The sequence below is a fragment of the Pseudomonas sp. P1.8 genome (genome assembly GCF_001269805.1).
Classification (GTDB): domain Bacteria; phylum Pseudomonadota; class Gammaproteobacteria; order Pseudomonadales; family Pseudomonadaceae; genus Aquipseudomonas.
Window position 1 is genome coordinate 91,243 of sequence record NZ_LHVM01000017.1, and the last position, 13,927, is coordinate 105,169.

11 protein-coding genes are annotated in these 13,927 nt (G+C 58.9%); 7 read left to right on the plus strand and 4 right to left on the minus strand.

Going from position 1 to position 13,927, the window contains the following annotated elements; translation table 11 throughout:
* Positions 1 to 115 precede the first annotated feature (115 nt).
* Positions 116 to 1,015, plus strand: a complete 900-nt coding sequence (locus tag AD668_RS19810) for a hydroxymethylglutaryl-CoA lyase (RefSeq protein ID WP_053161480.1) — start codon at positions 116 to 118, stop codon at positions 1,013 to 1,015.
* A 669-nt stretch (positions 1,016 to 1,684) separates the two neighbouring features.
* On the opposite strand, the gene AD668_RS19815 is transcribed toward AD668_RS19810, so the two are convergent.
* Positions 1,685 to 3,379: an AMP-binding protein gene (locus AD668_RS19815; RefSeq protein ID WP_053161481.1), complete on the minus strand. Its 1,695-nt coding sequence runs from the start codon at positions 3,377 to 3,379 to the stop codon at positions 1,685 to 1,687.
* Between the two features lie 207 nt (positions 3,380 to 3,586).
* Between AD668_RS19815 and AD668_RS19820 the strand changes: the two genes are divergently transcribed.
* The 4 genes from AD668_RS19820 to AD668_RS19835 all read left to right on the plus strand — a co-directional run bounded on the left by AD668_RS19820 (position 3,587) and on the right by AD668_RS19835 (position 9,288).
* Positions 3,587 to 4,750, plus strand: coding sequence for an isovaleryl-CoA dehydrogenase (locus AD668_RS19820; protein ID WP_053161482.1), 1,164 nt, complete (start codon positions 3,587 to 3,589; stop codon positions 4,748 to 4,750).
* 12 nt (positions 4,751 to 4,762) lie between these two features.
* Positions 4,763 to 6,370, plus strand: a complete 1,608-nt coding sequence (locus AD668_RS19825) for a carboxyl transferase domain-containing protein (protein ID WP_053161483.1) — start codon at positions 4,763 to 4,765, stop codon at positions 6,368 to 6,370.
* A 150-nt stretch (positions 6,371 to 6,520) separates the two neighbouring features.
* Positions 6,521 to 7,333, plus strand: coding sequence for a gamma-carboxygeranoyl-CoA hydratase (locus AD668_RS19830; protein ID WP_053161484.1), 813 nt, complete (start codon positions 6,521 to 6,523; stop codon positions 7,331 to 7,333).
* Complete coding sequence (locus AD668_RS19835; RefSeq protein WP_053161485.1) at positions 7,333 to 9,288, plus strand: acetyl/propionyl/methylcrotonyl-CoA carboxylase subunit alpha; 1,956 nt, start codon at positions 7,333 to 7,335, stop codon at positions 9,286 to 9,288. Before AD668_RS19830 ends, AD668_RS19835 begins: the two co-directional genes overlap by 1 nt.
* Before the next feature lie 39 nt (positions 9,289 to 9,327).
* Here AD668_RS19835 and AD668_RS19840 read toward each other — a convergent pair whose 3' ends face one another.
* Entirely contained in the window at positions 9,328 to 9,975 is a 648-nt protein-coding gene (locus tag AD668_RS19840; protein WP_053161486.1) for a LexA family transcriptional regulator, read from the minus strand.
* 130 nt (positions 9,976 to 10,105) lie between these two features.
* Here AD668_RS19840 and AD668_RS19845 point away from each other — a divergent pair, with 130 nt between their 5' ends.
* Both AD668_RS19845 and AD668_RS19850 read left to right on the plus strand, forming a co-directional pair.
* Positions 10,106 to 10,447: a DUF6124 family protein gene (locus AD668_RS19845; protein ID WP_053161487.1), complete on the plus strand. Its 342-nt coding sequence runs from the start codon at positions 10,106 to 10,108 to the stop codon at positions 10,445 to 10,447.
* A 479-nt stretch (positions 10,448 to 10,926) separates the two neighbouring features.
* Positions 10,927 to 12,078, plus strand: coding sequence for a M14-type cytosolic carboxypeptidase (locus AD668_RS19850; protein WP_053161488.1), 1,152 nt, complete (start codon positions 10,927 to 10,929; stop codon positions 12,076 to 12,078).
* A 100-nt stretch (positions 12,079 to 12,178) separates the two neighbouring features.
* On the opposite strand, the gene AD668_RS19855 is transcribed toward AD668_RS19850, so the two are convergent.
* Entirely contained in the window at positions 12,179 to 12,724 is a 546-nt protein-coding gene (locus AD668_RS19855) for a cytochrome b (RefSeq protein ID WP_053161489.1), read from the minus strand.
* Positions 12,721 to 13,815: a catalase family peroxidase gene (locus tag AD668_RS19860; protein ID WP_053161490.1), complete on the minus strand. Its 1,095-nt coding sequence runs from the start codon at positions 13,813 to 13,815 to the stop codon at positions 12,721 to 12,723. Before AD668_RS19860 ends, AD668_RS19855 begins: the two co-directional genes overlap by 4 nt.
* Between the last annotated feature and the right edge of the window lie 112 nt (positions 13,816 to 13,927).

A 13,927-nucleotide genomic window follows, 5' to 3' on the forward strand; every position in this document is an offset into this window, starting at 1 on the left:
CGATGGTCGTTAACGATAACGCGTGTTTGCTGGATAAACGCGGTGGCTGGGAAACCATCGCGAGCAGGCTCGCTCCTACAGGGTTCTCCGAACAATCAGCACAGGTCGAATCCCCATGTCCCTCCCCTCGCACGTACGCATTGTCGAAGTCGGCCCTCGCGACGGCCTGCAAAACGAAGCCCAGCCCATCAGTGTTACCGACAAGGTGCAACTGGTTGATGCACTGACCGCCGCCGGGCTCGGCTATATAGAAGTCGGCAGCTTCGTGTCGCCCAAGTGGGTGCCGCAGATGGCCGGTTCGGCCGAGGTCTTCGCGCAGATCCAGCGTAAACCCGGTGTGGTCTATGGCGCTCTCGCCCCCAACCTGCGGGGCTTTGAAGATGCCCTCGCTGCCGGGGTCAAGGAAATTGCCGTGTTCGCGGCGGCGTCCGAAGCGTTTTCCCAGCGCAACATCAACTGTTCGATCAGCGAGAGCCTGGAGCGTTTCGTACCGATCATGGACGCCGCCAGACAACATGGCGTGAGTGTGCGCGGTTATGTGTCGTGCGTGCTCGGCTGCCCATACGAGGGTAACGTCGCGCCGGAACAGGTCGCGGTTGTCGCTCGCGAGCTCTACGCCATGGGCTGCTATGAAGTTTCGCTGGGTGACACCATCGGTACGGGCACTGCTGGCGCGACCCGCCGAATGTTCGAAGTGGTTTCGGCGGATGTGCCGAGGGAAAAACTGGCCGGACACTTCCACGATACCTATGGCCAGGCCGTGGCCAACATTTATGCCAGCCTGCTGGAAGGGATCGCGGTGTTCGACAGCTCTATTGCCGGGCTCGGCGGCTGCCCTTACGCCAAGGGCGCCAGCGGTAACGTTGCCACCGAGGACGTGGTGTACCTGCTTAACGGCCTCGGCATTCAGAGCGCAATCGACCTGGAGGCCCTGATCCTGGCCGGTCAGCAGATTTGCAACGTCTTGGGCCGGCCAACCGGTTCTCGTGTGGCCAAGGCACGTAGCACGCACTGAGTGGGGGGAATGTGTCCGGGTGTTACCGCTGTTTCTGAAATGTGGGCGCAAGCGAGTAACACGGAAACAAAAACTAGGGGATTCCCTGAGGGACAAAAACCTAAAAAATCGCAAATCATTGATTTTAAAGGGTTTTAAAAAGTTGGCACGGCTCCTGCTATATCTATCGCACAACAAGAATAAAAAATTTGCAGTAACCCTAATAAAAACAAGACGTAACGACTCTGACATAACAAAAACAACACGGCAGAGACGCAGCTAACAGATTTTTTTGGAGAAGATGTGCTTTTCAGGGTGCTTTTCGAAGTAACCCGCAACCGGGCAGAGAATAATAAAACTACCCTCAGGTAGCTCCCGAACTGGTTGGATCGCTCAGCGAAAAAGCAGATCAGCGCTCAAAAAAATACGTTTGCTCTTGATCCCGAATGGGGATCGCCAAAAACAGCGGTAAAGGGCAACGGTTGCCAAAAACAAAAACAGACCGACCCTCAATAATAAAAAAAGAGCACGCGCAACGACAAATTAAAGGGGAGCTTCGGCTCCCCTTTGTGCTGTCTGGCGTTCATGAAATATTCGCAACAACTCATCTCTCTGTAGGAGCTGGCGCAGCCTGCGATCTTTTGATCCGGATCTTCTGTTCCTCCAAAAGATCGCAGCCTGCGCCAGCTCCTACAGCTTCGCTTTGAGCTCCGCGACGCTGATCTCACGCATGCGGAATTTCTGGATCTTGCCGGTCACCGTCATCGGAAACTCCTCGACGAACTTGAAGTAGCGCGGCGTCTTGAAGTGCGCAATGCGCTCCTTGCACCAGGCTTGCAGTTCTTGCTCGGTAGCGCTGTGGCCGGGATGAAACTTGATCCAGGCAACGATTTCTTCACCATAACGAGAGCAAGGAATACCGATTACCTGCACGTCTGCGACAGCCGGATGCGTGAAGAAAAACTCTTCCAGCTCCCGGGGGTAAACGTTCTCACCGCCACGGATGATCATGTCCTTGTTGCGCCCGGCAATACACACGTAACCCTCGCCGTTCATGCTCGCCAGGTCACCGGTGTGCATCCAGCCTGCCTGATCGATGGCCTCTGCCGTGCCTTCGGGGTTGTTCCAGTAACCCAGCATCACGCTGTAGCCCCGGGTGCACAACTCGCCGATGGTGCCACGGGGCACGAGGTTGCCCGCTTCATCGATGATCTTGCTTTCCAGCTGCGGCTGAGTGCGACCGACGGTAGTCACACGCAGCTCCAGCTCGTCTGAAGGGCCGGTCTGCAATGACACCGGACTGGTTTCCGTCATGCCGTAGGCAATCTGCACTTCGCTCATGTGCATTTCGCTGATGACCCGACGCATCACCTCGATCGGGCATGTCGCTCCAGCCATGATCCCGGTGCGCAGGCTCGACAGGTCGCATTCTGCGCGCTGCGGTTGATCGAGCATGGCGATGAACATGGTTGGCACACCGTAAAGCGCGGTGGCTTTTTCTTCGGCGACAGTGCTCAACGTCAACAACGGATCAAACGCGTCGTTCGGGTAAATCATGGTGCTGCCATGGGTAATGCAGCCAAGGTTGCCCATGACCATGCCGAAACAGTGATAAAGCGGCACTGGAATTACCAGGCGATCATCGGCAGTCAACCCGAGACTTTCGCCGACCATGTAACCGTTGTTGAGAATGTTGTAGTGACTGAGGGTCGCGCCCTTGGGGAAACCGGTGGTGCCGGAGGTGTACTGAATGTTTACGGGTTGATCGAAATGCAGGCTGTCCTGGCGCTCGCGCAACTGGTCGACTGACACACTGCAGGCGAGATCGGCAAGTTGCGACCAGGGCAGGAAACCGCTCGGAGGTTGTGCATCCAGGCTGATCACCCCGCGCAGATCCGGTAGTCGCTCACACTGCAATTGGCCGATGGATTGCTCTGCCAACTCCGGCGCCAGACCTTGCAGCATCGCGTGATAATTGGTCGTCTTGAACGCCCCGGCGCAGACCAGCCATTGGCAACCGGACTGCTTCAATACGTATTCGAGTTCGGAGCTGCGGTAAGCCGGGTTGATGTTGACCAGGATCACGCCGATTTTTGCGGTGGCAATCTGGGTAATGCACCACTGCGCGCAATTGGGCGCCCAGATGCCGAGACGGTCCCCGGTTTGCAGCCCCAGCGCCAGCAGTGACCTGGCATGCAGGTCCGCCGCATCTGCCAGTTGTTGCCAGGTATAGCGCAGCTGTTGATGGCGCACGACCAAGGCTTCTGCGGTCGAATACTTTGCCACAGTGTTATCAAACGCCTGGCCGATGGTCATCGCCAGCAAGGCTTTGTCCTGGGAACCGCGGGTGTAACTGCGTTGCTGATTTGCACTGGGTTGATCCATGACGACCCCTATTGTCTTTATTAATGGGCTACCGGCGGACCTGTACCTGGTGGGTCCGCGTTCTATCTTGAACTGGCTCTACTCTCGCTCAAGTTGACGTTAACGTAAAGGGTGATTGACAGCCATTCGTCACAGGCTTACGTTAACGTAAAGGTGAGAGCCGAATCACTGCCCTCCCCACCCTACAAAAACGCCAAAAGGTGACCCATGAGCTACCCATCCCTGAATTTTGCCCTCGGTGAAACCATCGACATGTTGCGCGATCAGGTTCAGTCCTTCGTCGCCAAGGAGATCGCCCCGCGCGCCGCTCAGATCGACATCGACAACCTGTTCCCCGCCGACCTGTGGCGCAAATTCGGCGACATGGGCCTGCTCGGCATTACCGTACCGGAAGAGTACGGTGGTGCCGGTCTGGGTTACCTGGCCCATGTCGTAGCGATGGAAGAAATCAGCCGTGGTTCGGCCTCGGTGGCGCTGTCCTACGGCGCCCACTCCAACCTGTGCGTCAACCAGATCAACCGCAACGGCACTCACGAACAGAAATCCAAATACCTGCCCAAGCTGATCAGCGGCGAGCACATCGGCGCCCTCGCCATGAGCGAGCCAAATGCCGGTTCCGACGTGGTGTCGATGAAATTGCGCGCTGATAAGCGTGGCGACAAGTACGTGCTCAACGGCAGCAAGACCTGGATCACCAACGGTCCGGACGCCAACACGTACGTGATCTACGCCAAGACCGACCTGGAAAAAGGCCCCCACGGCATCACCGCGTTCATCGTCGAGCGCGACTGGAAAGGCTTCAGCCGCAGCAACAAGTTCGACAAGCTCGGCATGCGCGGTTCGAACACCTGTGAGCTGTTCTTTGATGACGTCGAAGTGCCGGAAGAGAGCATCCTCGGCGTGCTCAACGGTGGTGTGAAAGTGCTGATGAGCGGCCTCGACTACGAACGCGTCGTGCTGTCCGGAGGACCGACCGGGATCATGCAGGCGTGCATGGACCTGATCGTGCCGTACATTCACGACCGCAAGCAGTTCGGCCAGAGCATCGGCGAATTCCAGCTGATCCAGGGCAAGGTCGCCGACATGTACACCCAACTCAACGCCAGCCGTGCCTACCTGTATGCCGTGGCCCAGGCTTGCGAGCGCGGCGAAACCACGCGCAAGGACGCTGCCGGCGTGATCCTCTACAGCGCCGAACGCGCGACGCAAATGGCCCTTGATGCGATCCAGATCCTCGGCGGCAACGGCTACATCAACGAATTCCCGGCCGGCCGGCTGTTGCGTGACGCCAAGCTGTACGAAATCGGTGCCGGCACCAGCGAGATCCGTCGCATGCTGATCGGTCGCGAACTGTTCAACGAAACCCGCTAAACGGAGCTGTCCATGGCTACCTTGCATACCCAGCTCAACCCCCGTTCAGCGGAGTTCGCCACCAACAGCGCGGCGATGCTCAAGCAGGTCGACGCGTTGCACACCCTGTTCGCCCAGGTGGCACAAGGTGGTGGCCCGAAGGCTCAGGAACGCCACACCTCACGGGGCAAACTGCTGCCCCGTGAGCGCATCAACCGCCTGCTAGATCCGGGCTCGCCGTTTCTGGAGATCAGCCAACTGGCGGCGTACGAGGTGTATGGCGAAGACGTCCCCGCCGCTGGCGTGATTGCCGGTATCGGTCGTGTGGAAGGCATCGAATGCATGATCGTCGCCAACGACGCCACAGTTAAGGGTGGCTCTTATTACCCGCTGACCGTGAAGAAACACCTTCGCGCCCAGACCATCGCGCAACAGAATCGACTGCCATGCATCTATCTGGTGGACTCCGGCGGCGCCAACCTGCCGCGTCAGGATGAAGTGTTCCCGGACCGTGAGCACTTCGGCCGAATCTTCTTCAATCAGGCCAACATGAGCGCCATGGGCATCCCGCAGATTGCCGTGGTCATGGGTTCTTGCACCGCCGGTGGTGCGTATGTGCCGGCAATGGCCGACGAAGCGATCATGGTCCGCGAACAAGCGACCATCTTCCTCGCCGGTCCACCGCTGGTGAAAGCCGCAACCGGTGAAGTGGTCAGTGCCGAAGACCTTGGCGGGGCCGATGTGCACTGCAAGATTTCCGGTGTAGCCGACCATTATGCCGAGAGCGATGAACACGCCCTCGCGCTGGCCCGCCGCAGCATCGCCAACCTCAACTGGCGCAAGCAAGGTGAGGTTCAGCAACGCACGCCAATCGCCCCGCTCTACAGCAGCGACGAGTTGTACGGCGTGGTCCCGGCCGATGCCAAGCAACCGTTCGACGTCCGCGAAGTGATTGCACGGCTGGTGGACGGTTCGGTATTCGACGAATTCAAAGCCTTGTTCGGGACCACGCTGGTCTGCGGTTTTGCCTACCTGCACGGTTACCCGATCGCGATCCTCGCCAACAACGGCATCCTGTTCGCTGAAGCGGCGCAGAAAGGCGCGCACTTCATCGAACTGGCGTGCCAGCGCGGCATCCCGCTGCTGTTCCTGCAAAACATTACCGGCTTCATGGTCGGCCAGAAATACGAAGCCGGCGGCATCGCCAAGCACGGCGCAAAACTGGTGACGGCTGTGGCCTGCGCCAAGGTGCCGAAGTTCACCGTGATCATCGGCGGCAGTTTCGGCGCCGGTAACTACGGCATGTGCGGCCGCGCCTACGATCCGCGCTTCTTGTGGATGTGGCCGAATGCGCGCATCGGCGTGATGGGTGCCGAACAGGCGGCCGGCGTGCTGGTACAGGTCAAGCGTGAGCAGGCTGAACGCAGCGGCCAGGGTTTCAGCGCCGAGCAGGAGGCCGAGATCAAACAACCGATCCTCGATCAGTACGAAGAACAGGGCCACCCCTACTATTCCAGCGCGCGCCTGTGGGACGACGGTGTCATCGACCCGGCCCAGACCCGCGACGTACTGGCCCTGGCCTTGTCCGCGTCGTTGAACGCGCCAATCGAACCGAGCCGCTTCGGCGTGTTCCGGATGTGATCTAGATCTCTGTAGGAGCGAGCACGCTCGCGAAGGTCGTCAACGATAACGTTGCGAACCTGACACCCAGCGGCGTCTCCAGGACTATCGTCGGAACGCCGCCCGGAGCATGTTCGCTCCTACAGGACAAAGTTGTGGAGACGGACGAATATGAGCGACTTCAACACCCTCGAACTGCTGAACGACCCCCGTGGTTTTGCCACGCTGTGGCTCAGCCGTGAAGAAAAGAACAACGCCTTCAACGCCGAAATGATCCGCGAGCTGATCCTTGCCCTCGACAAAGTGGCGAGCGATGCCAGCCTGCGATTCCTGATCGTGCGCGGTCGCGGCAAGCACTTCAGCGCCGGCGCCGACCTGGCCTGGATGCAACAATCGGCCGAACTCGATTACGCCACCAACCTCGACGACGCGCGAGAGTTGGCGGAGTTGATGTACAACCTGGCCAAGCTGAAAGTACCGACCCTGGCCGTGGTGCAAGGCGCAGCCTTTGGTGGCGCGCTGGGTCTGATCAGTTGCTGCGACATGGCCATCGGCACCGATGACGCGCAGTTCTGCCTGTCGGAAGTGCGCATCGGCCTGGCGCCGGCGGTGATCAGCCCGTTCGTGGTGCAAGCCATCGGCGAGCGAGCGACCCGACGCTATGCCTTGACCGCTGAGCGCTTCGGCGGGCAACGGGCTCGGGAAATCGGTTTGTTGTCGGAGAGTTATGCAAGTGCCGAACTGGAACAGAAAGTCGGGCAGTGGATCGACAACCTGCTGCTCAACAGTCCGGCCGCGATGCGCGCCAGCAAGGACCTGTTGCGCGAAGTCGGTGACGGCTCATTGACCCCGGCATTGCGCCGCTACACCGAAAACGCCATCGCCCGCATCCGCGTGAGTCCCGAAGGCCAGGAAGGCCTGCGTGCCTTCCTGCAAAAACGTCCGCCGACCTGGCAAGCCGAATCCACCAAGGAGCCCCGCTGATGAGCACACCTGTTCTCACTACCCTGTTGGTGGCCAACCGCGGCGAAATCGCTTGCCGGGTGATGCGCACCGCCAAGGCCCTGGGCCTGACCACTGTCGCCGTGCACAGCGCCACCGATCGAGACGCCCGCCATAGTCGCGAAGCCGATATCCGCGTCGACCTCGGTGGCAGCAAAGCGGCCGACAGTTATCTGCAAATCGACAAACTGATTGCAGCGGCCAAGGCCAGCGGCGCCCAGGCGATTCACCCCGGTTACGGATTTTTGTCGGAAAACGCCGGGTTCGCCCGCGCTATCGAAAACGCCGGCCTGATTTTCCTCGGCCCACCCGCTTCGGCCATCGATGCGATGGGCAGCAAGTCCGCCGCCAAAGCCTTGATGGAAACCGCCGGCGTACCATTGGTGCCGGGCTATCACGGTGAAGCCCAGGACCTCGACACCTTCCGCGATGCCTGCGAACGCATTGGCTACCCGGTGCTGCTCAAGGCCACGGCCGGTGGCGGCGGCAAAGGCATGAAAGTGGTCGAAGACGTCAGCCAATTGGCCGAAGCCCTGGCCTCGGCCCAGCGCGAAGCGCAATCGTCATTCGGCGACTCACGGATGCTGGTGGAAAAGTACCTGCTCAAACCGCGCCACGTGGAAATCCAGGTGTTCGCTGATCAGCACGGCAACTGCCTGTACCTCAACGAGCGTGACTGCTCGATTCAGCGCCGCCACCAGAAAGTCGTCGAAGAAGCCCCGGCGCCGGGTTTGAGCCCAGAGCTACGTCGAGCCATGGGCGAAGCTGCCGTGCGTTCAGCGCAGGCCATCGGTTATGTCGGCGCCGGTACCGTGGAGTTCTTGCTGGACGCGCGCGGCGAGTTCTTCTTTATGGAGATGAACACACGCCTGCAAGTAGAACACCCGGTCACCGAAGCCATCACCGGTCTAGACCTGGTGGCCTGGCAGATTCGCGTGGCCCGTGGCGAAGCATTGCCGATGACCCAGGATCAGGTTCCATTGATCGGCCATGCGATTGAAGTACGGCTGTATGCCGAGGATCCAGGCAATGACTTTCTGCCGGCCACCGGTCGCCTGGCGTTGTACCGCGAATCGGCGCCGGGTGCGGGTCGCCGGGTGGACAGCGGCGTTGAAGAAGGTGACGAAATTTCGCCGTTCTACGACCCGATGCTGGGCAAGCTGATTGCCTGGGGCGAGGACCGCGAGCAAGCCCGTTTGCGCCTGCTGAGCATGCTGGATGAGTTCGCCATCGGCGGATTGAAGACCAACATCAACTTCCTGCGCCGCATCGTTGCGCATCCTGCGTTTGCCGCCGCTGAACTGGATACCGGTTTCATTACGCGCTACCAGGAACAACTGCTGCCCGCGCCTGCGCAACTTGACGACGAATTCTGGCAAGCCGCCGCCCAGGCTTTTGCCCAAAGCCAGCCAAGTGCGAACCGCGCCGATGACCCGAGTTCACCTTGGTCGAACGCCAATGGTTTGCGGTTCGGTCTGCCTCGTGAAATCACCTTGCACCTGAGTTGCGAGGACCAGGATCGTGCGCTGACCCTGGGTAATGTCTGCTCCGAGACCGCACAACTCAACGGTGAGCAATTGCTGACCGAACATAACGGGGTACGTCGCCAGCACCGAACCATTCGCCGTGGCGACTGCGTGTATTTGCAATGGGAAGGTGAACTGCGCCGCATCGAGACCTACGACCCGATCAGCGCCGTCGAAGCCAGTCACAGCCATCAGGGTGGCCTGACCGCCCCCATGAACGGCAGCATCGTCCGCGTGCTGGTAGAGGCCGGCCAATCGGTGGAAGCCGGGGCGCAATTGGTGGTGCTGGAAGCGATGAAGATGGAACACAGTATTCGCGCACCCCATGCCGGTGTGATCAAGGCACTGTATTGCCAGGAAGGCGAGATGGTCAGCGAAGGCAGTGCGTTGGTTGAACTGGAAGAAGCCTGAAATGAAGATCGGTCCTTCGCTTGACCGGGACCGATCTGACTAGAACTTGATCGTTGCCTGAACGACTACGCCGAGGATTCTGCATTCCTCTGAGTACAAGGCTTTCGGATACGTCGGATTGAGCGGGACCAGGTAACGCTGCCCGCCCTCTTCGATCAGCTTGCGGAAGGTCGCTTCGCTACTGTCGGGCCACTGGGCAATCACCAGTTTGCCGGGAGCGGCATGGATATCCGGGTCCACCAGGATCAACATGCCTTCCGGGATGCTGACGCCACTGGGAGCGGTCATCGCATCACCTGCCACCTTCAACCAGAAGGCTGCGCCCTGGGCGTGGTAGTCAGTCAGTTCGAACTGCTCTTTGCCATACACGGTCCGCTCACCATCACGTACCTCCACAGGTTCGCGCCAGTCACTGACCGGGTAACGGAAGTACGGGTTGTACTTTTGCGTCAGCGAAAGTTCGTCGCCCTGTGACGCCTGCGGCTCTCTGATGACCAGGGCCACTTCGAGAAACCCCAGGCCGAGCGCGTGCAACACCCGGTTCATGTCATCGATGCCCGGCTCGCGACGCTTGTTGAGCCAGTGACCTATGCCCCCCTGGGACATCCCGAGACGTTCGGCGAGTATTTCCTGAGTGATTTTGAGTTCACTCATCTTGGCTTTGACCAATTCAATCCATTTATCCATGTGCGGCACGATACGTGGACGACTCCAGCCATCAAAACACACATTGTAGTATTTAATTTGTCGTCACAAATACAAACCGTACTAGGATGAGTTCTCGGATCTGAATCAATCACGGAGCTTTGCCATCGTCATGAACGAACACGCCAACGACTTGCCCGACATCCAGATAGACACCTCCCTCACCTCGCCCCAAGGCTCGGCAGCGGCCCAGCGTGCGTTGGACTACTACTTGAAACCAGCTGTGTCAGAGGATGTAAGCGAACCGCGTTTTTTTGATGTGAACCGCAGCGTCAGCTGTGAGGAGGCATTGCTTCACGCCTCGGACCTGTTGCGGTGCGCTGCGGCGACAGCGTTCGAGTCGGCCAGTCACCTGTTCGGAGCCAATCGGGACCTGGCGTTCTCGACGGTACACATGATCGACATGGCCAAGGCGATGGTTGACCGATCGCTGGAAGGGCATCAGAAGGGCTGAATTTGAAACGTAAAAAAAGGACGGGAAAGAATTTTCCAATCGTGCAGATAAAAAAGTTTGACTTGCAAACGAGAATGATTATTATTGCATCAACTGGTCGCGAGATCAGTGATGGACCAGGTGACCTTAGGTCGGTCTCCTGGACTATCTCCTCATCAGGCTAATCACGGTTTTTGACCCGGCTTTTTGCCGGGTCTTTTTTTGCCAGTTTTTCTGGCTTTGGCTTCAGGCTAATGAAGTCTTTTGGGTGCTGCCAATTCGATGGCGCGGATAATATCAAAAGAATATCTGTTGGCAAGAGAAGCCAGTCATTATTGACCCAAACTAAAATAGAAATAGCACTTGAGAATCAATCGCACAGCCTCTAAGCTGCGTCCGCGTCAAGGAGGACGCCCCCCTTGCACCCCGCAATTTCACTCGGTTTCACCCCAGCCTTGCGTGTAAAGTAGCCGCCATAAAATCATATTCAGGAAACGACTATGACCGTGGCTAAATCCTCTTTCGATATCAGTGCCAACTTCGACAGCGGCAATATTGAAGTGCTGGATATCAGCAACCCATTGCAAGCGTTGCTGGCCATCAAGCCTGATACACGCAGCCCGCATTTCCAGTGGTTTCACTTCAAGGCCAGCGGCCTGCATGTCGGCCAGGAACACTGGTTTCGCCTGAGCAACGCCAGCAAATCCTCATACAACAAAGCCTGGGATGGTTATCAAGCCGTAGCCTCCTACGACCACGTCAACTGGTTCCGTGTGCCCACCATTTTCGAAGGCGACTGCCTGCGTTTCAGCCTCGAAGCCACTGCTACCCACGCCTGGTTTGCCTACTTCGAGCCCTACAGCCGTGGCCGCCACGACTGGCTGATCGAGCAAGCGCTGAGCAAGGCCGGCACCGAACTGCTGGCGACCGGCAAGAGCGTCGAAGGGCGTGATATCCAGTTACTGCGCAAAGGCACCGGTGCTGAAGGCCGGCGTAAGGTATGGATCATCGCCCAGCAGCATCCGGGCGAACACATGGCCGAGTGGTTCATGGAAGGGGTGATTGAGCGCCTTGAAAAGCACGATGACCCGGTAATGAACAAACTGCTGGCCAGCGCCGACCTGTATCTGGTGCCGAACATGAACCCGGACGGTGCCTTCCACGGTCACCTGCGTACCAACGCCATGGGCCAGGACCTGAACCGCGCCTGGCAAAACGCCAGCCAGGAAATCAGCCCGGAGGTCTTTTTCGTACAGCAGCAGATGGAACAGTACGGCGTCGATCTGTTTCTCGACATCCATGGCGACGAAGAAATCCCTTACGTGTTCACCGCCGGTTGCGAAGGCAACCCGGGTTACACGCCACGCATCGCCAAACTCGAAGAACACTTTCGCAGTCATCTGAAGCACCTGACCAAGGACTTCCAGACCACTCATGGCTACGTCCTCGACAAGCCGGGCCAAGCCAATATGACCCTGGCCTGCAACAGCGTTGGTCAGAAGTACGACTGCCTGTCGCTGACCCTGGAAATGCCGTTCAAGGACAACAACGATGCGCCGAATCCACTGACCGGGTGGTCGGGCAAGCGTTCGAAGCAATTGGGCAAGGATGTGTTGACGACTGTGGCGCAGATGGTCGACTCCCTGCGCTGATTACCCTGAGCGTCACAAGATCGCAGCCTGCGGCAACTCCTACGAAAAACGCATCGATCCGTAGGAATTGCCGCAGGCTGCGATCTTTTTTTCGTGACAACTACCCGCGATCCCTACCCCGCAACATGCTGTCCAGTACATCATCGCGACGCACCCAGCCGTGAAACAACGCCGCCGCAAGATGCAGCAACACCGTCAAGAACAGCAGATACGCCAGATACCCGTGAGCCTTACGCAAAAATGCGAACACCTGCGCATTCGCCGGAACAATGGACGGTAACTGTAGCGAAGTGCCGAGCATCACAGGCTCACCTGAAGCCGAGATCATCGCCCAACCCAGAATTGGCAAAATCAGCATCAGTGCATACAGCAACACATGCGATCCCTTGGCCGCCAATACCTGCCAACCCGGCAGGTCCACGGGCAACGGTGGCTGTGTGGTGGAGAAACGCACCACCAGCCGCACAATCACCAGTAGCAAAATGGCGATGCCCAAGGGTTTGTGCAGATGAATCAGCCATTCATGCCGTTCGGACACCGAGGCAACCATGCCCGCGCCGATAAACAGCATGGCAATGATCATCAGTGCCATCAGCCAGTGCAGCAGGCGCGCCAACGGTGCGAAGTGTTTGGGTTGAGTGCTCATTGCTGGGCCTCCTGTTTGGCGGCGGGCAATTGGCTGACTTCGCTGGTGCGACGCAGGTAGGAATTGGCGTATCCGGCGGAACGAGCGGCGAGCAATGGGTCGTCGGAACCTTCGATACCGGCAGGCAATACCAGCGGGTCGTAGTTGATGTCACGGCACTCACCCTTCAGTTGCGCCTGGGTGCTTTCAAGCACCAAAGTACCCGCGTTCAATACCTTGCGCCCAGTTGGCCAGGCCTTGCTGGCGTCGTCGACAGGATCGCCTGGGTCGGCAAGCGTGATGTTCAACTGCCAACGCAACGGACCTGCGGCGATGCGCTGCACCAGGTCTTTTTCCAGGAAATCGCCGCCCTCCGGTGCGGTCGCGCCCGGCGCATCCTGCGCGACGGGCACCATGCTCCAGCGCACGGCCTGGCGCTGTCCGGTGGCGTTGACCAGGTAAAACGCGTTGACGCTGTTATAGGTTTCGGTGACGTAACTGGCCGAAGGTTTGGCCGTCTTGACCCACGCCAGGAACGGCGCGGATTCGGGGTGCGAGCCAAAGAACGCCGGCACCGCTTTAGGGTCCGGTTTACCGGTGGCCGGATCGGGTGACTGGGCTTTTTGAAACTGATAAAACGCCTCAGGCGTGCCCACCGGGAAGACCGGCATGCTGTTCATCCCGGTACGCCATTGCTGACCGTTGGCCTGGTTGAAACGCAGCGCCAGGCTGCGGATCGGCACGGCGTTGTCCGGCGCGTAAGGATTGCCCGCAGGCAACGCAAAACGCCCCACCACCGGCGTCCGTGCCTCATTGAACACCTGGGCGGTGGAGTAACTCCGAGCTTCGCCGCTGCTCTCGAAGTGGCCGATCACGCACACGCCTTTGGAATGATTGCGACGAAAACCGGGGTGCACTCCGTTGTTGGTTTCCAGCACATTGATCAGTTTTTTTGGCGTCAGACGCTCTGGGTCCAAGGTGCCATTGACGTAGGCAAACGCCCCGGCCAGCGCCGCGACGACGACCGCGATGCCCGTCAGTCGCAGTGTCAGGCTCGCGGCACTCAGCGGTGGCCGATCCGGCCCCGTTGGCGGTGATGATCGATCTACCATGAAAAACTCCAGGGCCATCGGCCGCAAGTGAGAAGAATCAAGCAGACGAACCGCACACCGGTTTATTCCCACGTGCGGTGTTTATTTTTCCAAGCGTGGAATAACCTCCCGT